Source organism: Mycetocola tolaasinivorans (assembly GCF_003667565.1).
GTDB lineage: Bacteria > Actinomycetota > Actinomycetes > Actinomycetales > Microbacteriaceae > Mycetocola > Mycetocola tolaasinivorans.
In genome coordinates this window covers 50,527-72,702 of the sequence record NZ_RCUX01000004.1, presented here as the reverse complement: position 1 = coordinate 72,702, position 22,176 = coordinate 50,527, and the positions used below count along the sequence as shown (strand labels likewise).

23 protein-coding genes are annotated in these 22,176 nt (G+C 65.3%); 11 read left to right on the top strand and 12 right to left on the bottom strand.

The annotated features are described in order from the left end of the window. Positions 1–47 precede the first annotated feature (47 nt). From xseA to D9V32_RS05775, 5 genes are all read left to right on the top strand, one after another. Positions 48–1,274 carry an exodeoxyribonuclease VII large subunit gene (gene xseA / locus D9V32_RS05795; protein WP_121647964.1) on the top strand — a complete coding sequence of 409 codons (1,227 nt, stop codon included), beginning with the start codon at positions 48–50 and terminating at the stop codon, positions 1,272–1,274. Positions 1,275–1,357: 83 nt separating this feature from the next. Beyond that, positions 1,358–1,621 (top strand): exodeoxyribonuclease VII small subunit, encoded by a 264-nt coding sequence (locus D9V32_RS05790; RefSeq protein WP_121647963.1) that lies wholly within the window; start codon positions 1,358–1,360, stop codon positions 1,619–1,621. A gap of 2 nt (positions 1,622–1,623) precedes the next feature. Further along, on the top strand, positions 1,624–2,271 hold the full coding sequence (locus tag D9V32_RS05785) for a DUF4245 domain-containing protein (protein ID WP_245982090.1): 648 nt from the start codon (positions 1,624–1,626) through the stop codon (positions 2,269–2,271). Further along, the gene (locus tag D9V32_RS05780) at positions 2,271–2,942 is read left to right on the top strand and encodes a carbonic anhydrase (protein ID WP_121647962.1); all 672 of its coding nucleotides are present in this window, start codon (positions 2,271–2,273) and stop codon (positions 2,940–2,942) included. Before D9V32_RS05785 ends, D9V32_RS05780 begins: the two co-directional genes overlap by 1 nt. Positions 2,943–2,971: 29 nt before the next feature. Next, positions 2,972–4,375: a class II fumarate hydratase gene (locus tag D9V32_RS05775; protein WP_121647961.1), complete on the top strand. Its 1,404-nt coding sequence runs from the start codon at positions 2,972–2,974 to the stop codon at positions 4,373–4,375. Positions 4,376–5,294: 919 nt separating this feature from the next. Here the strand turns inward: D9V32_RS05775 and D9V32_RS05765 are convergent. Both D9V32_RS05765 and D9V32_RS05760 read right to left on the bottom strand, forming a co-directional pair. After that, positions 5,295–5,975 carry an SIMPL domain-containing protein gene (locus tag D9V32_RS05765; RefSeq protein WP_121647959.1) on the bottom strand — a complete coding sequence of 227 codons (681 nt, stop codon included), beginning with the start codon at positions 5,973–5,975 and terminating at the stop codon, positions 5,295–5,297. Positions 5,976–6,247: 272 nt separating this feature from the next. Further along, a complete protein-coding gene (locus D9V32_RS05760; RefSeq protein ID WP_281272125.1) occupies positions 6,248–7,036 on the bottom strand; it encodes an isoprenyl transferase in 789 nt (262 codons plus the stop codon). A gap of 59 nt (positions 7,037–7,095) precedes the next feature. Here D9V32_RS05760 and trhA point away from each other — a divergent pair, with 59 nt between their 5' ends. Then, positions 7,096–7,860, top strand: coding sequence for a PAQR family membrane homeostasis protein TrhA (gene trhA / locus D9V32_RS05755; protein ID WP_121647958.1), 765 nt, complete (start codon positions 7,096–7,098; stop codon positions 7,858–7,860). Here the strand turns inward: trhA and D9V32_RS05750 are convergent. The 4 genes from D9V32_RS05750 to D9V32_RS05735 form a co-directional block, all read right to left on the bottom strand. Next, positions 7,844–9,097: an MFS transporter gene (locus D9V32_RS05750; protein ID WP_121647957.1), complete on the bottom strand. Its 1,254-nt coding sequence runs from the start codon at positions 9,095–9,097 to the stop codon at positions 7,844–7,846. The two genes, trhA and D9V32_RS05750, sit on opposite strands and share 17 nt — an antisense overlap. 222 nt (positions 9,098–9,319) lie before the next feature. Further along, positions 9,320–10,183: an anti-sigma factor gene (locus D9V32_RS05745; RefSeq protein WP_121647956.1), complete on the bottom strand. Its 864-nt coding sequence runs from the start codon at positions 10,181–10,183 to the stop codon at positions 9,320–9,322. Continuing rightward, positions 10,180–10,815, bottom strand: coding sequence for an ECF RNA polymerase sigma factor SigK (gene sigK, locus D9V32_RS05740; RefSeq protein ID WP_121647955.1), 636 nt, complete (start codon positions 10,813–10,815; stop codon positions 10,180–10,182). The genes D9V32_RS05745 and sigK overlap by 4 nt, the downstream gene beginning before the upstream one ends. A 100-nt stretch (positions 10,816–10,915) precedes the next feature. Next, entirely contained in the window at positions 10,916–12,682 is a 1,767-nt protein-coding gene (locus D9V32_RS05735; RefSeq protein ID WP_121647954.1) for a cytochrome c biogenesis protein DipZ, read from the bottom strand. A 283-nt stretch (positions 12,683–12,965) separates the two neighbouring features. On the opposite strand from D9V32_RS05735, the gene D9V32_RS05730 reads away from it, so the two are divergent. Further along, positions 12,966–13,631 carry a fasciclin domain-containing protein gene (locus tag D9V32_RS05730; RefSeq protein WP_121647953.1) on the top strand — a complete coding sequence of 222 codons (666 nt, stop codon included), beginning with the start codon at positions 12,966–12,968 and terminating at the stop codon, positions 13,629–13,631. A 68-nt stretch (positions 13,632–13,699) separates the two neighbouring features. Here the strand turns inward: D9V32_RS05730 and D9V32_RS05725 are convergent, their stop codons facing one another. Together D9V32_RS05725 and mca are read right to left on the bottom strand one after the other, a co-directional pair. Further along, positions 13,700–14,035 carry a hypothetical protein gene (locus tag D9V32_RS05725; RefSeq protein ID WP_121647952.1) on the bottom strand — a complete coding sequence of 112 codons (336 nt, stop codon included), beginning with the start codon at positions 14,033–14,035 and terminating at the stop codon, positions 13,700–13,702. Then, the gene (gene mca / locus D9V32_RS05720; protein WP_121647951.1) at positions 14,032–14,898 is read right to left on the bottom strand and encodes a mycothiol conjugate amidase Mca; all 867 of its coding nucleotides are present in this window, start codon (positions 14,896–14,898) and stop codon (positions 14,032–14,034) included. The genes D9V32_RS05725 and mca overlap by 4 nt, the downstream gene beginning before the upstream one ends. 118 nt (positions 14,899–15,016) lie before the next feature. On the opposite strand from mca, the gene D9V32_RS05715 reads away from it, so the two are divergent. Next, positions 15,017–15,457: a DUF4307 domain-containing protein gene (locus D9V32_RS05715; RefSeq protein WP_121647950.1), complete on the top strand. Its 441-nt coding sequence runs from the start codon at positions 15,017–15,019 to the stop codon at positions 15,455–15,457. Between the two features lie 134 nt (positions 15,458–15,591). Beyond that, positions 15,592–16,083 (top strand): transcription elongation factor GreA, encoded by a 492-nt coding sequence (greA, locus tag D9V32_RS05710; RefSeq protein WP_121647949.1) that lies wholly within the window; start codon positions 15,592–15,594, stop codon positions 16,081–16,083. Between the two features lie 66 nt (positions 16,084–16,149). On the opposite strand, the gene ilvA is transcribed toward greA, so the two are convergent. Together ilvA and D9V32_RS05700 are read right to left on the bottom strand one after the other, a co-directional pair. After that, a complete protein-coding gene (gene ilvA, locus D9V32_RS05705) occupies positions 16,150–17,397 on the bottom strand; it encodes a threonine ammonia-lyase (protein WP_121647948.1) in 1,248 nt (415 codons plus the stop codon). 52 nt (positions 17,398–17,449) lie between these two features. After that, a complete protein-coding gene (locus tag D9V32_RS05700) occupies positions 17,450–18,790 on the bottom strand; it encodes an AI-2E family transporter (RefSeq protein WP_121647947.1) in 1,341 nt (446 codons plus the stop codon). A gap of 203 nt (positions 18,791–18,993) precedes the next feature. On the opposite strand from D9V32_RS05700, the gene D9V32_RS05695 reads away from it, so the two are divergent. Both D9V32_RS05695 and D9V32_RS05690 read left to right on the top strand, forming a co-directional pair. Further along, positions 18,994–19,665, top strand: coding sequence for a hypothetical protein (locus D9V32_RS05695; protein WP_121647946.1), 672 nt, complete (start codon positions 18,994–18,996; stop codon positions 19,663–19,665). Then, positions 19,628–20,230, top strand: a complete 603-nt coding sequence (locus tag D9V32_RS05690) for a hypothetical protein (RefSeq protein WP_121647945.1) — start codon at positions 19,628–19,630, stop codon at positions 20,228–20,230. The genes D9V32_RS05695 and D9V32_RS05690 overlap by 38 nt, the downstream gene beginning before the upstream one ends. Positions 20,231–20,287: 57 nt before the next feature. Here D9V32_RS05690 and relB read toward each other — a convergent pair whose 3' ends face one another. After that, positions 20,288–20,521: a type II toxin-antitoxin system RelB family antitoxin gene (gene relB, locus D9V32_RS16645; protein ID WP_121647944.1), complete on the bottom strand. Its 234-nt coding sequence runs from the start codon at positions 20,519–20,521 to the stop codon at positions 20,288–20,290. 248 nt (positions 20,522–20,769) lie between these two features. Further along, entirely contained in the window at positions 20,770–21,579 is an 810-nt protein-coding gene (locus D9V32_RS05680; RefSeq protein WP_147440409.1) for a hypothetical protein, read from the bottom strand. Positions 21,580–22,176 lie beyond the last annotated feature (597 nt).

Here is a 22,176-nt window from a genome sequence, read left to right as displayed (position 1 = left end):
ACCAATTGTAAGCCGAGTCGCTGGACTCCGAGTGAGAGGATTGCCGGATGGCCGTTTCTATGCCCGCACAGCCCGCTACCGCAGAGGATCCGTGGCCGATTGCGCTCTTGGGGAACAAGATCCGCGACTACATCGACAGGCTCGGAACCGTCTGGGTTGAGGGCGAGATTACCCAGTGGGGGCAGTCGGGCGGCAACGTCTACGGCAAGCTCAAGGATCTCAACGCCGACGCCACCATTTCCTTCACCATTTGGTCCTCTGTTCGGGCCAAGCTGCCCGAAAACCTGAAGCAGGGTGATCGAGTTGTTGCGCTGATCAAGGCGAACTTCTGGGTCAAGGGCGGCAGCCTGACGATGCAGGTGATGCAGATGCGTCACGTGGGCCTCGGCGACCTTCTGGAACGGCTGGAACGGCTCCGCGCGACACTCGCGGCCGAGGGCCTGTTCGCCCCCGAGCGCAAAAAGAAGCTGCCCTTCCTGCCGGGTGTCATCGGCCTGGTGACGGGTAAGGATTCGGACGCCGAAAAGGACGTCCTCCGAAACGCTCAACTGCGTTGGCCCGCGGTGCAGTTCCGGGTGCGTCACGCCGCGGTTCAGGGCGATCGCACGGTTGGTGAGGTCGTGGCGGCCATCGAGGCGCTGGATGCCGACCCCGAGGTGGACGTCATCATCGTGGCGCGCGGCGGCGGTGACTTCCAGAATCTGCTGGGATTCAGCGACGAGCGTGTGGTGCGTGCCGCGGCCGCCGCCACCACCCCGATCGTGTCGGCGATCGGCCACGAGGCCGACCGCCCGCTGCTCGACGATGTCGCGGATCTGCGCGCCTCCACCCCCACCGATGCTGCGAAGCGCGTGGTTCCGGATGTGGGAGAGGAGCTCGCCGGCGTTGCGGATGCTCGCGCCCGGCTCACCGGCCGCCTCGCCCACCAGATCAACACCGAGATTTCTCGAATCGAGCAGATTCGATCGCGTCCGGCGCTCGCCGACGGCGCGTGGATCATCACCTCACGCAGTGAAGAGGTCACTCGTTATGTCGCCCGCGGGGCCGAGATGATTGATCGCCAGATTGAGCGAGCCGGATCCGGTTTGGCGGAGCTCACCGCCCGGCTGCGTACGCTCTCCCCGCAGCAGACACTACGCCGCGGGTACGCGATCGTGCAGACCCCGGACGGGGCCGCACTGCGCGAGACCGCCCAGGCTGCTCCCGGCACGGATCTGCGCATCACCCTGGCCGAGGGCGTGCTGCACGCGACCGCTGGCGACACCGAACGGTAGAGCCCGCCTGTCGCCGTTTTCACGGGTGATTGCGCGGCTCTCGCGGCGCAAATCGGGCATACAAGACGCGATAGGATGACCCTATGTCTTCGAACCCCACAATCGACTCACTGAGCTATGAAGAAGCCCGCGACGAGCTCGTTCGGGTGGTATCCGAACTTGAGCAGGGAGCGGCAACCCTCGAGCACTCGCTCGAACTGTGGGAGCGCGGCGAGGCCCTCGCGGCGCGCTGCGAGGAATGGCTGATCGGTGCCAAGGCCCGCCTCGATGCGGCCCGAGCGGCCGCGGTCACGCCCGCCGCATCGTCGAGTGATGCGGGTTCGGCCGCCGAAGAGGAGATCTTCTAACCGTGGCGAAGACCAACGAACCCCGCGTTGTCGCCGAGCTCGGGCGCCCCGAGACGCCCGAGGAAACCGCCGCCCGTAAGGCCACTCAGTCGCGCAACTATCGCATGCGCAAGACGGTCAATAACCTGGTGTATTCGCTCCTGGCGACCGTTGCGCTGGTTGCGGTGATGATCATCATCGTGCCCCGCAGCGATCAGCCCACCGATCGTTCGGTGGACTACACCGCGGTCGCGACTCAGGCGCAGGAGGCGGTCGATGCGAATCTCGCAAACCCGACGCTGCCGAAGTCGTGGAAAGCGAACTATGCCGAGATGCGGCAGAAGTCTTCCGTGCGCTCCTGGGAGATCGGGTTCCTGACCCCCAGCGAAAAGTTCATCGGTTTCGCGCAGGGTCTCGACGCCAATGAGTCCTGGGTTTCACTCATGATGAAGAGCACGGTTCCCTCGGAGTCGCGCACGATCGACGGCGTGACCTGGACGGTCTATGACAACCGCGATTCGCGAGACGACAAGATCGGCAACGTTCACTACGGGCTGTCCACGCAGGCCGGTAGTTCATTTTTTGTTCTGTTTGGTACCGCGCCTGACGAGGAGTTTGTGACCCTCGCTACCGCGCTGAGTGCCGCCATCGAGAAGGAGGCAAACCGCTAATGTCCACCATGACTCCGGGCCAGGCCTGGGCCGAAATGGTCGCCGGTAACGCTCGTTTTGTTTCGGGAGAGCCGCTGCACCCCCGTCAGGATGTCGAGCGCCGCCATCAGCTGGCCGAGCTGCAGACGCCGGATGCCGCGCTGTTCGGATGTTCGGATTCGCGTCTGTCCGCCGAGATTATCTTTGATAAGGGTCTGGGCGACCTGTTTGTCGTGCGTAACGCCGGCCAGGTTATTTCGGATTCGGTGCTGGGTTCACTCGAGTATGCGGTGGGCGTACTCAAGGTGCCGCTGATCGTGGTCCTCGGTCACGACGCCTGTGGTGCCGTTCAGGCCGCGATTTCCTCCTGTGCACCGGATGCCGAGCAGCTGCCGCCGAACATTGCCGGCCTGATCCGTCAGATCGTGCCGTCGGTTGTGAAGGTGGCCGGGGTTTCGGGCACCGCGATTTCGGATGCGGACCCAGCCGAGGTGGGTAAGAACCACCTGCGCGGCACCGTGGCTGAGCTGCTGACGCGTTCGGAGATGATTAACCGCGCGGTGGCTGATGGTTCACTGGCTGTTGTCGGTGCGAACTACCGTTTGACGGAGGGCACGGCGATTCCTGACGTGACTTTGGGTAACCTTGATCCCACGGGTGCCACGAGCACCGCAACCCCGAACGCAGAGTAGCGTTCACACTTCGAGGAGAGCAGAACACCGTGTCTGAAAACGCATCCGCCGATTACCGCATCGAACACGACACCATGGGTGAGGTTCGAGTGCCGATTTCCGCCCTGTATGGGGCGCAGACGCAGCGCGCGGTTGAGAACTTCCCGATTTCCGGTTCTCGTCTGGAGGCCGCTCAGGTGGTAGCTCTGGCCCGGATCAAGAAGTCTGCGGCGCTGGCTAACGCCACGCTGGGTGTTCTTGACTCGTCGATCGCCGAGGCGATCAGCGGTGCCGCGGATCAGATTATTGCCGGTGAGTTCGCGGATCAGTTCCCGATTGATGTGTACCAGACCGGTTCGGGTACCTCCTCGAACATGAACATGAACGAGGTGCTCGCGACCCTCGCGACCCGTGCTCTGGGCTCGACCGTGCACCCCAACGATCACGTGAACTGCTCGCAGTCTTCGAACGATGTGTTCCCGACCTCGGTGCACGTGGCCGTGACCGGTGCGCTGATTTCGTCTCTCGTTCCGGCCCTTGAGCACCTGGCGGTTTCGCTGGAGAAGAAGGCCGTGCTGTGGAAGGACGCGGTCAAGCCGGGCCGCACCCACCTGATGGACGCCACTCCGGTAACCCTGGGACAGGAGTTTGGTGGCTACGCCCGCCAGATCCGTCTGGGTATCGAGCGGGTCACGTCGGCGCTGCCGCGCGTGGCCGAGGTGCCCCTGGGTGGCACCGCGGTGGGCACCGGGATCAATACCCCGCTGGGCTTCCCGCAGGAGGTTATTCGACTGCTCGCAGCCGAGACAGGTCTGCCGATCACCGAGGCTGCCGATCACTTCGAGGCTCAGGCTAACCGTGATGGTCTGGTTGATGCCTCGGGTGCGCTGCGCACCATCGCCGTGAGCCTCACGAAGATTTGCAACGACCTGCGCTGGATGGGCTCTGGCCCGAACACCGGCCTTGGCGAGCTCCACATTCCCGATCTGCAGCCGGGTTCCTCGATCATGCCGGGGAAGGTGAACCCGGTGATCCCGGAGGCCGTGCTCATGGTGTGCTCGCGCGTTATCGGAAACGATGCGGCGATCGCGATCAGCGGTGCCTCGGGGAGCTTCGAGCTCAACGTTCAGATTCCGATCATGGGTACCGCCCTTCTGGAGTCGATTCGTCTGCTGGCCAATGCCGCCACCGTGCTGGCGGATAAGACCGTTGACGGTCTGGAGGCCAATGTTGAGCGTGCGGCCGCTCTCGCGGGTATGTCGCCGTCGATCGTGACGCCGCTGAACAAGATCATCGGATACGAGGCCGCCGCAAAGATCGCGAAGCACGCGGTGGCCGCGGGCATCACCGTGCGTGAGGCCGTGGTTGACCTCGGATTCGTTGAGCGCGGCGAGGTAACCGAGGCGCAGCTGGACTCGGCTCTGGACCTCCTCTCGATGACTCACGCGGGCTAGCCACCCCACTCTCGACCGCGGTCGGGGCGAGCGCACGGCGTTTGCCCCGACCGCGGTTTTGAATTCCTCACGGCGTTCCCGCCGCGACAATCTGTGTTGTAAGAAGCGTTGGCAGCACCGGCAAGATTGCCAGCGTGCCCCAAAATGCCACGAGCAGAGGTGGCCCCAATGCCAAGCTCGACGGCACGCCCAAAGGCGGGCTCGACAATGCGCCCAGCGCGCCGACGGATGCCACTCCGTTCGACCGCGCGGCCCTCGTTGGCGCACCAGAGCGTGGTGGCCCGCGAGCACGCCGACGCTCGTGAGGGTACCGTGGCGATCTCAGCACCGCCGGTGCACTGCGCATCCCTGCAGCGGCGAGCGTCCCACAGGCGAGCAACAGCCCAAAGACGAGGAGCGCGGCCGAGGGGTCTGGCCCGAGCATCAGGAGGGCGAGGAGCACGGCGGACAGCTTCCCATCTCCCCCGCCCCACATCCCCGCTGTGGTGAGCGCGAGCGCGCACAGGGCAAGGGTGAGTACCACGAGCACCCGCGGGACGCTCGGTTCCACCGCGCACAACTCCGTGCCCACGACGGACTCGATCGCGGGGAGAAGGAGCGGGAGGGCCGTGGGGCCCAAGAGCACCCAGCCGACCATGCCCAGACCGAGCAGCAGGGCTGCCGGGAGGACCAGCGCATTGGGTAGGCGGCGTTCGCGAAGGTCGGTGCGGATCAGCAGCGGCGTGCAGAGCGCGAGCCAGGCGACTACCGGCCAGAGTGCCGGGGAAATGACGCTCAGGCAGCCTGAAAGTGGTGAGGGGCTGGATAAACCGGGGAGTGTGGATGCGGGGAGCATGATCCCACGCTAGGGAGTGGGACGCACCCGCACACCGCGGCGACGAGATCGGTGGAAAACGTCGCCGCGGCGCTCAGCTGTGGATTAGTTTGACCGGAAGTCCGCGGTGATTTCGGCCGAGACCACGTATGGTCTCGGCGTCAGGTCAAAGCCGTTGTCCTGCTGGGCCATATCGGCGGAAGCCGCGGCGAAGGATCGACCCTTCGCAAATACGGTGCCTCCGCCGCCGTTTCCTCCGCCGGAGGGACGCAGACCGCTCTCGAAGATGGCCTCGAGCGCCGGCGTACCGGCACCCGCCGCGTGCGCGTATACCTCGGCGCGCGAGACGGCATCGCGAACGGCCTCAGCACGCACCTCGGCCACCCGCTCCCCGCGGTCCGCTTCCGCGATGTCCCAGTTCACTCCACCCAGTCGAACGAGGGGCTCGGAGGCGAGCACGGTCACCCATTCGGTCAGGGCGGCAAAGTCTGAAAAGCGCAGGAAAAGCCCGGCGCTCGCGCGCTGCACATCGGCTCCGCGTACGCCATCGGGGCCCCAGAACGGCGATGTTCCCACCGATACCGAGTCTGCGTGCCAGCGCGTGGTGGCTCCCCGATCCGAGAGTTCCTGAGCCCGCGCGGAGAGCTCCGCGTGCAGGAGTGAGGCGCGTTCGACGACCTCGCGGCGGTCCGCTCCCTCAACCTCGACTCGGGCGCTCACCTCGGCTCGCGTCGCCGGGTACTCACGCTGGGCAAAACCACTCACTACGACAACAACACTCGACACTGTGTCCCCTCCGGTCCGGTTCGGGTCGGAATACGCCCGTGCACGGAGACTACTACGCGGGCATTAGCGAAGAACACCCCTCGATCGCGGGTTGCGCTCAGAGCGTGCGCGGGTGGCCGTCAAAGCGTGCGCGGGTTGAGCCCACAGAGTCCGTGAGATACGCCGAAAGCGTGCGCGGACTACGCCATGGGCAGGTGAGCGTTCCCAGAAACCGAGCGTTCCCCGAGACCGAGCGTGGGCTATTCGGTCAGCGTGGGTCAATACGCCCGACTCTAGCCGCCGTAGCGGCGCTGACGTCGAGAGAAATCGCGGAGGGCACGCAGGAAGTCGACCTCGCGCAGATCCGGCCCTAGCGCCTCCACGAAGTAGAACTCGCTGTGTGCGCTCTGCCAGAGCATGAAGTCGCTGAGGCGCTGTTCACCGGAGGTGCGGATCACCAGGTCAGGGTCGGGCTGACCTCCGGTGTAGAGGTGTGCGCCGATAAGATCCGGGGTAAGCATCTCGGCCAGGCCGCTGATGGTGCCACCGTTGGTGCCCTCAAACTCACGGACGATTGTGCGCATCGCGTCGACGATTTCGGTCCGGCCACCATAGCCGACCGCGAGATTAATGTGCAGTCCGCTTCGCTCACGGGTCTTTTCGGCCGCGTCAACCAGTGCGGTGCTCAGGGATTCCGGAAGGTTTTCGCTGGAACCGACGTGCTGGACGCGCCAGTCGCGATATCCGGCGAGGTCTCCGGCGAGATCGGCGATGATTTCGACCAGCGCGGTCAACTCCTCCGAGGAGCGCTGCGTCAGGTTGTCGCTCGAGAGCAGGTAGAGGGTGACCGTGCGAATCCCGAGGTCATCGCACCACTCGAGAAACTCCTGCATCTTCGCGGCACCGGCACGGTGTCCGTGGGCGGCGGTCTCGAGGCCGAGCTGCTTTGCCCAGCGACGGTTTCCGTCGATGATCATGGCGACGTGATGCGGCATAGCCTCGGGCGTGAGGTTGCGACGCAGCATCTTCTGGTAGAGCGCGTAGAGGATGCCGCGGCCGGGTCGAGGTTCGCTGTTCGTCACAGACCTACGCTAGTCCACATTTACGCCCGCGCGCATATTGGCTGGCGTAGTCTGGAGTTATGGCAGCCGAACTCGATCCCACCCGGCACTCCACTTCGGCGGAGGATGGTGTCTCGGACGCGGCAGAAACTGCCGACTCCGAACACCACGGCCTGCCCCTGATCGAGGCCGCCGCGGCCGTGCCGGAGGAGGTCAAGCCCTCCTGGCGAGGATGGATCCACGCGGGCACTTTTCCGGTAACTATCGCGGCTGGCATCGTGCTGATCACGCTCGCGCACGGGGCGGAAGCGAAGTGGGCATCGGCCGTTTTCACGCTCACCTCGATGCTGCTGTTTGGTAATTCGGCGCTGTATCACCGCATCAATTGGAAGCCGCGGACGAAGCTGATTTTCAAGCGAATCGACCACGCAAACATTTTCCTGTTAATTGCCGGAACGTACACCCCAATCGCGCTGCTTGCGCTGCCGAATCCTCAGGGAGTGATCCTGCTGGTGTCGGTATGGGCGGGTGCGATACTCGGTATTGCCTTCCGGGTGTTCTGGATCGGGGCCCCGCGCTGGCTCTATGTGCTGCTCTACCTGGCGCTCGGCTGGGTAGCGGTCATGTACATCGGAGATATCGTCGCGGTGAACATGGCCACCATGATTCTCGTGGTTGTGGGCGGCCTGCTGTACTCCGGTGGTGCCGTTGTCTACGCGCTCAAGCGCCCCAACCCCGTGCCCGGACACTTCGGTTTCCACGAGATCTTCCACGTGTGCACGGTGCTCGCGTTCCTGTGCCACTGGGCCGGCATCCTGCTGCTCGCGCTCAATCCGCTCGGCTAGCCTCGCCGCCGGTGGTGCCGATCGGCGCATCAGCGGGCTTTTCATGCCGTGGTTCGGCTTCGGGCCGCGGCAGAATCGGTAGCGCGATGATCGGGGCGAGGGCGAGGAGTGCAAACGCTCCGCTGTATCCAATCACGGTGATGAGCGCGCCCACGGCGGGACCGACGATGGCGGTGGCCGCGAACTGCCCGGTGTTTTGGATGCCGAGTGCGCGCCCGGCCCAGCGGCCTCCGGCGATTTCGGCCACCGAGGTGAAGGCAAGACCGTTGTCAGCCACGGCAATGCAGCTGGCGAGGATGTAGCTGAGGGCTACCGCCCAGGGCCAGTGCACGGCACCGCTGGCCGCGGTCAGGAGCAGGGTGGGCACACCGAGGAGCGCGACCCAGCGCAGCGGGCGGAGGCGACTTCCCACGCGGTCGGAGATGATCCCGACGAGGATGCGGCCGAGCGCGCCGAGGAACTGAGCGGCGGCAACCAGGGCTCCGGCGGCGAGGGCGCTCCATCCCTGATCGACAATCAGCCAGACCAGGCCGAATGTGCTGAGCGCGGTTTGGGGAATGACGAGGAGTGCCGAGACCGCGTGGATGCGCACCAGCGTGCGTGAGCGAACGTAGGGGTTGCTATCGGCGGGTTTATGCCCGACGGGCAGGGGCGTGCGCGGCGGATCGATGATGAGGATCGCACAGGCGAGGGCCGCGACGAGGGTCAGGACGATGCACAGGATGAGCGCGGGCGCGAGCGATCCTCCGGCGACGAGGGCGGGGATGGCGAGTGCGGCGGCGGCGATTCCGAGCGGCTGGCAGGTTTGCCGAATGCCCATGGCGAGGCCCCTGCGGTGGGCGGGGAACCAGCCGACCACGACCCGGCCGCTGGCAACGTTGACGGAGCCGGTGCCGGCCCCGGCGAAGCCGAGGAGCAGCCCGAGCGCCCAGATGTTTCCGATGCCCGCGGAACCCGCGGTGCCCGCAGACCCCGCGCTCACGACGAGGAGGGCTCCGGCAACCGCCGCGGAGGTGAGGAGGAGCCCGGCAACGAGCACTCCGCGTTCCCCGGTGCGGTCGGCGAACCAGCCCCACAGCACGAGCGTCAGGACGAGCCCGATGTTGGGTGCCGCGGCGAGCGCGCCAGCCTCGGCGAGGCTGAGGCCGTGCTGGGTGTGCAGGAAGGGGATGAAGAAGGCCGGTGCCGCGGCCACGACGGTGCCGGCGGCCTGTGCGTAGACCCCGACGCCGAGCATCACCCAGGGCCGTGCCCTGCGCGGGCCACGTCCGACGAACTTTGCGGACGGTCGGGGTGCGGACGGACGGGGTGCGGACGGACGGGGTGCGGAGGGGCTGGAGGGTTGGGCACGTGTCACCCCTCTACGGTAGCCCCGTCGGGCCGGTATTTCCGACACGGAGACTCCCGAGCCGGGTACTCACACAATCGTGTGCGCACCCGGCTCGGGGTCGACCCTGTATTAGGCGGTGGCCACCACCAGGATGGGGTCGGTTGTGGGCTGCTGGGAGCCGCCACGGGGTTCGACCGTCATTCCGACGGAGTCGCCCGGTTTGAGGTCGCCCTCGAGCAGCGTCCAGGTGGTACCACTGGCTCCGGGAGTGAACGTGCCCGCGGCGCGTGCCCCGGAGCCATCGATCAGCCAGAGCTCCAGGACGCGATCCGAGGCGAGCGTGGGCAGGTCACTCGTGGCGATGGCTGCCCGGCCGTGCTCGGGAGACCAGACCACGGTGGCGTTGCCACCCCCGGAGACGGGCGTGGAGGCTCGCTGGAGGTCTCCGGCCGCGAGCAGTGAGTTGAGCGCCTGTGCGCCCGCCTCAGGCCCGGTGGTGGGTGCAAATACCCCACGCCCCAGGGAGACTCCGCCGAACACCAGTGCGGCGGCCGCGACAAGACCCGCCAGCGCCCAGGTGATGCGGAATCGACGCCCACGGGCCCGGGTGGCTCCCGTGGAGGAAACCGCTCGGGTGGAGTGCACCGCGGGCTCGCTGAGTGCCGGGCCTGCGGGAGGCGCTGCGGCCGGTGCCGAAGCCGGCGCAGGTGCCGGTGCCGGTGCCGGTGCCGGTGCCGGTGCTACGGCCTCCTGCGGTGTCTGCGCAATCGCATCCAGCAGCCCCGCGCGCAGCCCCGCCGAGGGCACCACGGGAGCGGGTGCTTCGGCGAGCGCGGTGGTAACCGCGCCAAACGAGCGAACCAGAGCCACGAACGAGGGATCACGGGTCAGCAGTTCTTCGGCGGTACGGATCTCGTCGGTATCCAGGGCGTTCAGGGCATAACCGGCCGCGAGGCTTTCGCGCTCCTCCGGTGTCAGTTCCGTGTAGTTCATGGGGTCACCTCCTCGCCTAAAATCTGTCGTAGTTTGATCATGCCATCGCGTATTCGTGTTTTTACCGTGCCGAGGGGTATCTTCAGCCTCTCGGCGATCTGGGTCTGGGTGAAGCCCTCGTAGTAGGCGAGCGTCACCGCCTCCCGCTGGGGGACCGTGAGTTCGCGAAGTGCCACCTCAACCCGGGCGTATTCGACCCGGATCTCGACGGTCTCGGAGACCTCGTCAACGGGCTCCGGGAAGTCTCGGATGCCGATGCGTTCGTCTCGGTTGCGGCCGGCCTGCGCCGAACGGACTCGATCGACCGCTCGCCGGTGGGCCAGCGTCATCAGCCAGCCACTGACGCTGCCGCGTTCGGGGTCGAACGTTGAGGCTCGCTGCCACACTTCGAGAAATACCTCCTGGGTCACCTCCTCCGACTGCGCGTGATCGACGAGCACGTGCCGTACGAGCCCCAGGACGCGGCCGACGAAGAGATCGTAGAGGGCCGCGAATGCGTCCCGATCTCCACTCTGCACCCGCAGGAGGAACCCGCGAGCGGCCGCGGCCAGATCTGTGGATTCCGGCGACGCGAGCGGCGCTGTGGAAAGCCGTGGCGACCCGTGGTCGTCGGCGTGAAATTCATCGGACATGACGCTAGTTTGGCAAACTTCCGTCACTTCCGTGTCACCACGCGGCCGAATCGGCGTCACATTCCCCCACCCGAGGGTACGGGTGGGCGGCGATTGCGGGCTATCCGAACGTAAACGAGTACGCATCCACTCCCCCATTCACGTGCACGGTGAGCTCTCCGGTGCTCGATTTCGCGGACTCGAAGATCCGGTACGATCCGGGAGGGCCCGAGACGTCCACGGTGCGCGTTCCGCTGGAATCGGTCACCGTGACCGAGCCGCTGCCACCGAGTACCATGCGGATCTCACGCGCGGTGTAGGCGAGTTTGATACTCCCCGATGAGGACGTGATGCCCTGGCTGGTGAGGTTCCAGTCGCCGTCCAGGGCGAAGGTGTCCTTGGCGAGCTTCTGCGGGAATGTAAACGTCGCATCCCCCAGCGTGTAGGGCTCGGTACCACCGAAGTTCACCATCTTGGTGGGGCTCAGGTAGGTTTCCGGGGTCGTGGATCCGGCCTGCGGGGTGTCATCCGTGGTCTCGGTGGTACCCGGCAGCTTCACGCCCGGCTGGGCATCGGTCAGGAGCTGACGGATGAGCTTCTCGGTCGTGGCGTAGCCGCCCTCGCCAAACTGGATCTGGCGCACGGTTCCCGAGGCATCGATCAGGTAGTGGGCGGGCCAGTAACGGTTGCGGTAGGCGGTCCAGGTGGACAGCTGGTTGTCGAGGGCCACCGGGTAGGTCACGCCCTGCTCCTTGATCGCGGCGGCGACGTTCTCCGGCACCTTTTCGAAGGCATACTCGGGCGAGTGCACGCCGATCACGGTGAGTCCGGCATCCTGATAGGCCTTGGCCCAGGCGGAGACGTGCGGGACCGAGCGCAGGCAGTTGATGCACGAGTAGGCCCAGAAGTCGACCAGGACAACCTTGCCCTTCAGATCGCTCAGTGCGATGGGGGCACCATCCTTGGTGTTAAACCACTGGGAGATGCCGCGCAGGGCGGGCGCTGGGCCACAATTCTGCAGTTCGGCCGAGCCGTTGGAGCAGTTGGAGAGCTCCTTGTTTTCGTCGGTCACGAGGCCGCCGAGATCGAGAGCCTTGACCTGCTCGGAATTGTTGAAGCCGTCCTGCAGGCCCGCGGTGTAGTCGGGGATGAGGCGCTGGAGGGCCTGGGGCACGTTGAAGACGAGTCCGATGGCGAGGGCGATCATCAGGATGCCGCCGGTGATGCGGATGCCCTTCTGACGGGTACGGAATGCCTTGACGCGCTCGGCGACGCGGCGACCGGCGAGGGCGAAGAACAGCAGCGGAATCGAGGTTCCGAGCGCAAAGGAAACGGTGAGCACCACCGTCTCCCAGCCGATCTTGCCGGTGGAGCCCGCCACGGTGATCGCGGCCAGGATGGGACCGGCGCACGGCACATACACGGCGCCGAGGGCGAGGCCGAGACCGAACCCGCGCCGGGTCGGCTTGACCGCGCGCTGCGGGAAGCGGGCAAAGGGGCGCTCAAGCAGGTGCTGAAGCGGCTCAAAGATGAGCCCGAGACCGATCAGGACGAGGACAATGAGGGCAGCCCAGCGCAGAACGTCCTGCGGGAGCCCGAGGAGGCTCAGGATGAGCGAACCCAGCAGCGTGAAGATGCTGAAGCTCACCACGAGCCCGGCGACCACCTGATACGGCCGCCAGCGCGAAGCCACCCGGACGGCTGGCGTCGACGTCGCGGTGCCACCGGGTGTGGAAGATGCGGAGGAAGCGGCAGAGGCGGCCGCGGTGCCGCCCCGGGCGCTCTCCGCTCCGCCGGAAAAGAAGATAACCGGGAGTACGGGAAGTATGCACGGTGAGATACCGGTGATGAGGCCACCGACGACCCCGATCAAAGCCAATGTGAGCATGTCACCCACCCCTTCTGTGCCCCGGGGATGGGGCAGCGTCTGGGAATGGTTCGGTGCGGGGCCCCAAACGGATTGGAGCGGTGTCAGCGAGCGATCAGGCGGGGACCAAACCCCCGAAAAGAGCCGAAATTACACGGCTCAAAAAGTTTTTCAACTTTTTTCCCATCCGTTTCCGGACGGGCTCCGAATCCCTGACATCCCCGCCGCAACAGCGACGGAGACCCTCGCACCACACAGACTCACACGCACCATCCTCAGCATCAACAACCATCAGGAGAAGATCATGAAGACTCGCAACGCGCTGTTCACCGCCACCACCCTGGCCGCGCTTTCCATCTTTGCCCTCACCGGCTGTTCCGCATCGTCCGCGCCGTCGGCCAGCCCGTCGGCTTCAAACTCGGCGTCGAGTGAGAAGCCCTCCGCTACCCCGTCGGCCACTCCGGATGCCGCCCTCACCAAGAACCTCGTGGGCCCCGGCTGCGCCGCCTACGCCGAGGCCGTGCCCTCCGGTGCCGGTTCGATCGTGGGTATGGCTCAGGATCCGGTGGCCGTCGCCGCCTCGAACAACCCGCTGCTGAAGACCCTCGTAGCCGCCGTTTCGGGCAAGCTCAACCCCAAGGTCAACCTGGTGGACACCCTGAACGGCTCCGAGTTCACGGTCTTTGCCCCGGTGGATGACGCCTTCGCGAAGATCGATGCCGGAACCATCGACACCCTGAAGACCGATGACGCCCTGCTCACCAAGATCCTGACCTACCACGTGGTTCCCGGCCAGATCCTGCCCGACCAGATCGACGGCACCCACAAGACCGTTGAGGGCCAGGACCTGACCGTCACCGGTTCGGGCAACGACATCAAGGTTGGCGGAGCCTCCGTCATCTGCGGTGGCGTCAAGACCGCCAACGCCACCGTCTACCTGGTGGACTCGGTGCTCATGCCCCCGATGTAAATCGCACACACAAAAGCCCGGCCCGTGGTTCTGAGGAACCGCGGGCCGGGCTTTTGTTCGGTTAACCGCTATTTTGTGGGGCGTTCCGGATCGGCCGGATCGGTGTCGGTGTCGGTATCCGGCAGGGTGCGTACCGCACCCGAACGCTTGGCCTCCTCGGCGGCATCCAGCTCGGCCTTCTCGGCCTCCAGACGTTCAACGATTTCGGCACGGTAGTTGACCCGGCGCACGCGGCGCACCATGTCCCAGATGAGGAAGAACACCACGAGCACGATCGCGATCATCGCGAGGAAACCGCCGGGGCCGGGGGTCACGAGGTTGGCATCCGGGGTGACGATGCGGGTGGGGCTCGGATTCGGCGTGGGCGAGGTTACGCTCAGCACGATGAGTGATGTCAGGCTCAAGAGAGATCCTCAATTCCGGCGAACAGGTCGCTTTCGGGGATGGTGGTGGGCACAGTGCTCCGTGCGAGTTCAAAGTCCTCGTAGGGCCATGCACGCCGCTGTAGATCATTATCCCAGAAGAAAAAGCCCGAGTCGGGCGGCACCTGGCAGGCGTGGGCGCGCAGTGCGGCATCGCGGCGTTCGAAGAAGTCGCCCACCTCGACGTGGGTGGTGGCGCGGTCGGGTCGCTCACTGATCCAGGACATGCGCTCCTCGAGGGCCGCGAGTTCCTCGGGGTCCGGCGATCCGGCCTTCAGCTCCGCGAGGTTCGCGCGCACGCGGGCGGGGTTGAAGATCTGGTCGTAGTAGACCTTGGAGATCTGCCAGGCGGGGCCTGCCTCGGGGTACCTGGTGGGGTCGGCCGCGGCCTCGAACGCGTACATCGCGATCTGGTGCGTGCGGATGTGGTCCGGGTGCGGATAACCGCCGTTTTCGTCATAGGTGGTGATCACGTGCGGGCGGTACTCGCGGATGATCTTCACGAGCGGTGCCGCGGAAATCTCCAGCGGAATCGAAGCGAAGCTGCCGGGCGGCACGGTGCCGTCCTCGTTGGCCATGCCCGAGTCGTAGTAGCCCAGCCAGCGGTGCTCGATGTCGAGGATCGCGGCGGCCTCGGCCATCTCCCGGCGGCGTAGACCCGGGAGGTCGCGCTGCGCGAGGGCGAGCCGGGTGAGGTTTTCGTTCTGGATGTCTCCGCGTTCGCCTCCGGTGCAGGAGACCACCATCACGCCGTATCCGCGGTGGCGGTAGGCGGCGAGGGTGGCCGAGCCCTTGCTGGACTCATCATCGGGATGGGCGTGTACGGCTAGAAGTCTGGGTGCCACGGTTACTGTTGTCTCCTCCGCTGAACGGCCGCGGGCCTCGATCCGAGCGCGCGTGTGCGGGGAGCGAAGCAATTAGCCTAGAATCAAGTGTACTAATGCTTTGAACGGGTGTGAGTTGATGAGTCTTTCCACTGGCGGCGCAACCAAGACGTCGACCGACGCTCTGGACGAAAGATACGGTCGCACTCGGCGCACCACGAAGCGGGATCGCCGCATCCTCGTGATCGCCGCCGCCGCGTTTGCCGTGGTACTGGGCTCCTGGGTTGTCTGGGGAGCACTCGATGGGGACAATGCGTCCATCGAGGCTAAGGACACCGCGCACCGCATCATCGACGATCACAACGTCGAGATCGGATTCCAGGTCTCGGCACCCAGCAACAGCCGCGTGCAGTGTGTGATTCAGGCGATGGATCCGCAGTTCACCGTGGTGGGATGGAAGGTCATCGAGCTCGAACCGGGTTCGGCCCCCGTGCGCAACTTCACGCAGCCGCTGAAGACCACCCAGCTGGCCACCACGGGCATCGTGAAGAACTGCTGGATTCCCGAGGCGTCACGCTAGCAAACACGACCCACGTACGGCTTGCGTTTACCCTGGGGCTCCCCTAGGCTCGTTGAAAACTCGCCAATTTGCGGGTTTGCACTTGGCGCCTCGACACCTGTCGGGGCGCCCGTTTATGTAATGAGGAGTTCACGATGGCTGACGACGCTCAGGTCTCGTTCCTGACCCAGGAAACCTTCGATCGACTGACCGCTGAATTGGAAGCGCTCTCCACCACCGGCCGCGAGGAAATCGCGAAGCGTATCGAGGCCGCCCGCGAGGAGGGCGACCTGAAGGAGAACGGCGGCTACCACGCGGCAAAGGATGAGCAGGGCAAGCAGGAAGCCCGCATCCGCACCCTGACCGCGCTGCTGCGCGAGGCCGTGGTGGGCGAGGCTCCGAAGAGCAACGGTGTGGTCGAGCCGGGCACCATCATTTCGGCGATCGTCGCCGGCGATGAGGAGCGCTTCCTGCTGGGCAACCGCGAGATCGCGGGCAACTCCGAGCTCGACGTCTACAGCGAGTCCAGCCCGCTGGGTGCCGCCATTCTCGGCCTGAAGATCGGCGAGAAGACCACCTACCAGGCCCCCAACGGCCGCGACATCGCCGTGGAGATCACCGCCGTGGAGACCTACTCCGGCGAGTAGATTCTGGCAGCACAAAGGCGGGGCACCCCTGAGGGGGTGCCCCGCCTTTGCCGTATGCGGTGCGCGCTAGCGACGCGTCTCGGCGTCTCCGACGCGCGGGTCGTAGCCGGCCTCGCGCAGGGTGTCGATCACGAGGTCGCGGTGTTCGGAGCCACGGGTTTCGACCGAGATCTTGAGCTCGACCTGGCCGATCTGCAGTCCGCTGCCGTGGCGCGTGTGCAGCACCTCGATGACGTTGGCGTTGGCGTGGGCGATGAGCTCGGAGATGCGGGCGAGCTGGCCGGGGCGGTCGGGCAGCGGGATGCTGAGGGTGAGGTAGCGGTCCGACGCGATGAGGCCGTGGCTCACGACGGTCTGCATGAGCAGCGGGTCGATGTTGCCGCCGGAGAGGATCACCACGACCGGACCGGTGGCGTGGATGTGGCCGGCGAGGATTGCCGCGACGCCCACGGCGCCCGCGGGCTCTACCACGAGCTTTGCACGCTCGAGCAGCACCACGAGAGCGCGGGCGATGTCGTCCTCGGTGACGGTCACAACCTCGTCCACGAGCTCGCGGATGATCTCAAAGTTCAGGGTGCCGGGGCGGGCCACGGCAATACCGTCGGCGATGGTGGGGGTGGTCTTGATGGTGGTGACCTCGCCCGCAGCGAGGGACACCGGATACGGTGCCGAGTTGGCGGCCTGCACACCGATTACCCGGATCTCGCGACCCTCGGCTTCCGCACGGTGCTTCGCCGCCGCGGCCACGCCGGAGATGAGGCCACCGCCACCGATGGGCACGATGATGGTTTCGACCTCGGGCACCTGCTCGAGGATTTCGAGACCCAGGGTGCCCTGTCCGGCGATGACGTCGGGGTGATCAAACGGCGGGATGAAGATCGCGCCGGTCTGCTCGGCATACTCGGCGGCGGCGCGGAGGAGTTCCTCCACGCTGTGGCCGTCGAGACGCACCTGGGCGCCGTAGTTGCGGGTGGCCTGGAGCTTGGGCAGCGGCACGCCCTTGGGCATGAAGATCGTGGCACCGATGCCGAGCTCGCGGGCGGCGAGGGCCACACCCTGGGCGTGGTTTCCGGCGGATGCCGCTACCACGCCGCGGGTACGTTCCTCCTCGGTCAGCGCCGAAATGCGATTGTAGGCGCCGCGGATCTTGTACGACCCGGTGCGCTGCAGGTTCTCGCACTTCATGTGAACGGGGAAGCCGAGGAGTTCCGCGAGGAATCGAGACGACTCCATCGGGGTGATCTCGGCCACGCGGCTCACGACCTCGCGGGCGGCTTCGAGTTCGGCCGGGGTGGGGCCGGGGATGGTGCTCATAGGTGTATCTCCCGGTGCGATATCGCACCTGCTTCTGTAAAAAGTGTGTGGGTTAGCGCTCGGTGTCGGGGCTCGGAGCGTCATCCGTGTTGCTCGGCGGAGTGGAAAGCGGCTTGGTGAGCGCGGCGGTCTCGGTGCTGTCCGCCGTGGCCGCGATGGGATCGCCATCGGCCGTGCCCTCAGAGGAGTCTTCGGTGGCCCCGCCGGTAATGGCGGGGTCCTCACCGTCGTCGCCGCCCGCGGATCGGTCTCCCGCGGGTGGTGTGCGCCAGCGTCCGCCGGCGATGAATCGGGTCATTTCGTTGATCACGGCGGCCAGCGGCACGGCAAACAGTGCACCCGGGATTCCGGCGACCAGCGCGCCCGCGGTCACCACGAGGACCACGGCCAGCGGGTGCAGCTTCACGGCGTTCCCCATGAGCACGGGCTGCAGGATGTGGCCCTCGACCTGCTGCACCAGCAGGATCACGATCAGCATGCCCAGGGCCTGCCACGGTCCGTTGTATACGAGCGCGAGGAACACGGCGATGGTTCCGGTCAGGATCGCACCGACGAACGGGATGAACGCGCCGAGGAACACCAGCACACCGATCGGGACCGCCATCGGGACGCCCAGGAAGAACGCACCGAGCGCGATACCGATCGCGTCGATGGCGGCCACCATGATCTGCGTGCGGGAATAGCTGGCGAGTGCCCGCCAGCCGTCCTGTCCGGCTCCGTCGATCGCAGCGCGGGCGTTGCGCGGCATGAGGCGCACAACCCAGCGCCAGATGCCGGGGCCATCGAGCAGGAAGAAGAGGAGGGAGAAGATGGTGAGCAGGGCGCCGGCGGCGACGTGGCCGACGGTGGATCCGACCGACAGCGCGCCGGTCCAGATTGCCTTGTTGTTCTCCTTGATGATGTTCCAGAGCTGGCCGAGATACTCGTTGATCTGGGTGTCGTCGAGGTGCAGCGGCGAGATTTTCAGCCACTCGCGCAGCGCCTGATAGCCCTCGACCGCACGATCCTTGACTTCGCCAGACTGCGCGGAGATCTGCGTAATCGCGAGATAGAACAGGCCGACCACCACGGCTATCGTGGCGAGCAGGGTGATGATCGTGGCCAGCACGCGCGGCACGTTCCACCTGCGCAGTAGGTTCTGCAGCGGCATCACGAGCGAGGCGATCAGAATCGCGATGAGGATCGGGATGACGATCAGGCGCAGCTCGACGATCGCGAGCACGGCCACCACGATCACGGCGACGAGTGCAAGCACCCGCCAGGACCAAGCGCCCGCAATGCGGATTCCGCGCGGCAGCGATTCGACGACATCGTCGCGTGAGGGAGGAGTCTCCGCGCGCGATACACCGTCCGGCTTTACCGCCGGCTTGCGGTTTTCTCCAAGGTTCGACACAGGATCAGTCTAAGACCGTACATATGCTGTTCCCAGCACCTAAGCCAACGAATGCCGAAATTCATATTCCACGCTCAGACTCGCCGCGTTTTTCGGCGGTTTCGCGGAGGGCGGATGTGGGCCGTCTCGGTGGAACTCTGCCGCCCGGAAGTGGGGTCGCGTCCTGCCAAGATACGGCAACGACCACTGGATACGCTCGGCGAATGCGTGTAAAAATCTCTGCCCTGGCCGCCGTGGTCGCGAGTGTGCTGGCACTCGGTACCCTGACGAGCTGCACCGGCGGCTCGGCGGCACTCGAACGAAACGGCAAGACCTGGACAGTGCAGAACCGCGATTCGTTCGCGCTGGAGGACGCCGCCACGGCGCTCTACCTCTCGACTCAGACGCGTGATCATGCCAAGGGGCGCGGCATCGGCTATGTGGTGCTCTCCAACGGCAAAAGCGAGCGCGTGTTTCGCACGGCCGGAATGGATGTGGCACGCCTCGCCTGGGATGACTCCGGGCTCTTCTTCTCCGATCGGGACAACGACTACCTCGTGAACGAGCGCGTTACGGTCATCCCCAGCAAGAAGCCGGACCTTCAGCAGGCGCTCTTCGCCCTGGGTGGAGGATCCTTCGTGGGCCTCTTCAATGAGGGGTACACGGACGATGGCTATGCCGAGGTGGTGGTGGAATCCGACGGCGCTCGGAGCGTTCACTCAACGGTTGAGGGATCGTATTCGGTAACGGCAAACTGCGATGGGACGCTGTACGGGGTCTCCGCACCAACCGGGAAATACGAGGGTCTTGCCGGAGAGTGGACTCGAGATTCAGGGGGAGATGGGCTACACGGCACTCATGCTGCAGCAGCTGTCAGGTGCACCGAAACCCGGTGAACGGCTCGCCGATCTGCGCGCGGTCTCGGATTCGGATCAGCTCGCGATGGACGCCCCCTGCAAAAACGACACCGTCCACTTCCTGGCCACGGCGTATCCTCCCTCCTCAGAGCTGCGCCCACCCGTTCTGCGCAGCTGGAACGTCAACGATCAGTCCTTCACCGAGCACCTTCTCGTGGACGAACGCGGCACGCCCGCACCGGTCACGCACCCGAGCTACGGTTTCATGGTTGATGGGATGAACAGCCATTCTCTTCGCGACGGCAACCTCGACTGGATGGGCGTCTTCAACTCGGTGAACACGACCGAGCTGAGCACCGGGGTCACCCGCGAACTCTTCACCGTCCCGGGCGACATCGACGTCGCCGCGGACCTCCGCGCGCCAACCTTCACCGACACCTCGTTCGTCTCGGCCACCATCTGGGACGAACGGGACAAGGCCACCGTGACGATTCAGGATCGTCTCACGGGCGACGTCACCTCAACCTTCGAGGTGCCGTTCGCGGTGCGTGCGCGGGATCAGGGGCTCATCCTCCGCTCGGTAGCGGTGCGGCCCGGGCTCTAGCGGGGCAGCCGCATCCGCTTCTCCAGAGGCACCGTCGCAATCCGCAGTGTGCTGGCGCTAGTCCAGGTTGAGGTCCGCTTTGACCGCGTTTAGGGTGCGCGTACGAGTCTCTCCTCGGCGAATTACTTCGGCTTCAGCACGAAGCGTATGCGCGTACTCGAGACTTTCCAGATACTCCATGACGGCCTCCCGCACGTGAAACGTTACGGGACGACCGGTGGCGACAGCCAGCGCATCGAGTCGTGCCCTGGTCTCCCCGGGGAGGCAAACACTGAGTACATCTGTAGACATGTATTGAGCGTCTCACGAGAGGCAGGATTCCACAGCGTTGTGGGGCCAATTGGTCACCGCGATATCGACTGCGCAATGCCACGTCCCGGTATCACCAATGACGGAGATCGATGTGCGGTGTGCGTGCGGAGAGCGGTGTTCCCCTCTGAAATCACGACACGAGTTCTGAATCGGTGATCCACACCCCACTCAACACCGCGCTCGCAGCCTGATGTGCAGCTCGTCATTCGAGCCATGTCCTCAGCAGACTAGCGAGGCTCATCGTTCAGCGCGCGTGTGGCCCGCCGTATCGCGGCCCGAATTGAGAACCGACGCGCGCGGAGGGCTGATGCGACCTCGTTCACGGCCGGTTTCATCGAGCGGTCCATCGTTTCTGCGCGCCCATACGTGGCCGAGATTTCACCCGGCTCGGGGTCGCGTTCCGTGACCGCCCCCAGCGCGGCGATCAGCGACGCCTGGCCGAGGGCACCATCCACGCGCACGGATACGGTTCGACCGTCCAAAGACCCCTGAACCCAAAAGAACCGCTCATCTCGGACAAAGAGGACGAACTGTTCACGGGACGGTGGCACATCGAGTGCGGCGACCAGCACGTCCCCCGCGGTCTGTACCTCCCCGGCTCTCCATCGAACGGTCTCGGCGGACCCTCCATCTTCGAGCTCAGCCTGGTGCAGGATGTCTCGAACGTCGGTGGCAGAGTAGACGCCCTCATCGGCCGAAATCAGAAACTCAATCCCGACGTGTGTGCCGTGCAGGACGGCGTCAATCGGGTAGACGCCGCTCAGCGAGACCATCCCCGCGCTGCGCACAAGGTCCTCGGCGATCAGCCAGCCCGCCGCGATCCGGTCGGGATCAGAGATTTCCACGGATTCGACGCCACTCACCCGGAGAACGAGCCGCTGCCAACCACCGTGTCCGGAGTTCAACACCGCAGGGGCAACACCACGAACGTTCCCCTCCCCCGTGTGCGCGAGAGCTGCAAGATCAGCGAGGGAGAGCATCGGGTCGCCCAGATGATCGATATCGCTGTGCACCAGGTCTATCTTCAGCCCCGACACAGTGATAAGTATCTGAAGACACTACTGGACTTGCTAGGTTCCAGTTGGTCTCTCATTCCACTCGTCCTCCTGAAAGCCCCAGCCCAAAGGACTGGTAGAGTCCAGAGTCCCTGACCATTGGTTTACGACGTTCTCGCCAACAAACCACGAGTCGAGAGCGTCGGACCCTCGAGGAACAATTACAAGCATATGCCCCAAATAGGTTGTGAGCAAGTGGGTAAAGGTAATGAGCCCAGGTGCTTTTCGCGAACTCGGTTCACGTCGCAGGTGGCGAACGTGCGGGTCACGTCGCGCCGAAGTCGCGTGTAGTATTCGAAACATTCGGCTCTGAAGTCGCGCTATCTCCGACAAATCACTAAGTGTCTGAATTCGCAAGGGTCCCACCGTACGAACTATCCCCAGCTCAAAGTCTAGGTCGTTTAGTGCATTCAGAGTGTCCAGAAGCGCACCTTCATGTGCGAAGAGGAATCGTGAGGAACGACGGCTGCGCCCATGGAACAGGTCGCCACCTACAGTGCTCAAAACTCGTACTGCAAAGGAACGGTGTGCAATCGGAGTTGCAGATTTGAGCGAAAAGGGCAGATGGTCACGCTCCAA

Excerpts from the sequence above, each read along its gene's own strand:
- xseA (WP_121647964.1), top strand. The coding sequence starts at position 48 with ATGGCCGTTTCTATGCCCGCACAGCCCGCTACCGCAGAGGATCCGTGG.
- D9V32_RS05790 (WP_121647963.1), top strand. The coding sequence starts at position 1,358 with ATGTCTTCGAACCCCACAATCGACTCACTGAGCTATGAAGAAGCCCGC.
- D9V32_RS05780 (WP_121647962.1), top strand. The coding sequence starts at position 2,271 with ATGTCCACCATGACTCCGGGCCAGGCCTGGGCCGAAATGGTCGCCGGT.
- trhA (WP_121647958.1), top strand. The coding sequence starts at position 7,096 with ATGGCAGCCGAACTCGATCCCACCCGGCACTCCACTTCGGCGGAGGAT.
- D9V32_RS05750 (WP_121647957.1), bottom strand. The coding sequence starts at position 9,097 with ATGCTCGGCGTCGGGGTCTACGCACAGGCCGCCGGCACCGTCGTGGCC.
- D9V32_RS05745 (WP_121647956.1), bottom strand. The coding sequence starts at position 10,183 with ATGAACTACACGGAACTGACACCGGAGGAGCGCGAAAGCCTCGCGGCC.
- sigK (WP_121647955.1), bottom strand. The coding sequence starts at position 10,815 with ATGTCCGATGAATTTCACGCCGACGACCACGGGTCGCCACGGCTTTCC.
- D9V32_RS05735 (WP_121647954.1), bottom strand. The coding sequence starts at position 12,682 with ATGCTCACATTGGCTTTGATCGGGGTCGTCGGTGGCCTCATCACCGGT.
- D9V32_RS05730 (WP_121647953.1), top strand. The coding sequence starts at position 12,966 with ATGAAGACTCGCAACGCGCTGTTCACCGCCACCACCCTGGCCGCGCTT.
- D9V32_RS05715 (WP_121647950.1), top strand. The coding sequence starts at position 15,017 with ATGAGTCTTTCCACTGGCGGCGCAACCAAGACGTCGACCGACGCTCTG.
- greA (WP_121647949.1), top strand. The coding sequence starts at position 15,592 with ATGGCTGACGACGCTCAGGTCTCGTTCCTGACCCAGGAAACCTTCGAT.
- ilvA (WP_121647948.1), bottom strand. The coding sequence starts at position 17,397 with ATGAGCACCATCCCCGGCCCCACCCCGGCCGAACTCGAAGCCGCCCGC.
- D9V32_RS05695 (WP_121647946.1), top strand. The coding sequence starts at position 18,994 with ATGCGTGTAAAAATCTCTGCCCTGGCCGCCGTGGTCGCGAGTGTGCTG.
- D9V32_RS05690 (WP_121647945.1), top strand. The coding sequence starts at position 19,628 with ATGCTGCAGCAGCTGTCAGGTGCACCGAAACCCGGTGAACGGCTCGCC.
- relB (WP_121647944.1), bottom strand. The coding sequence starts at position 20,521 with ATGTCTACAGATGTACTCAGTGTTTGCCTCCCCGGGGAGACCAGGGCA.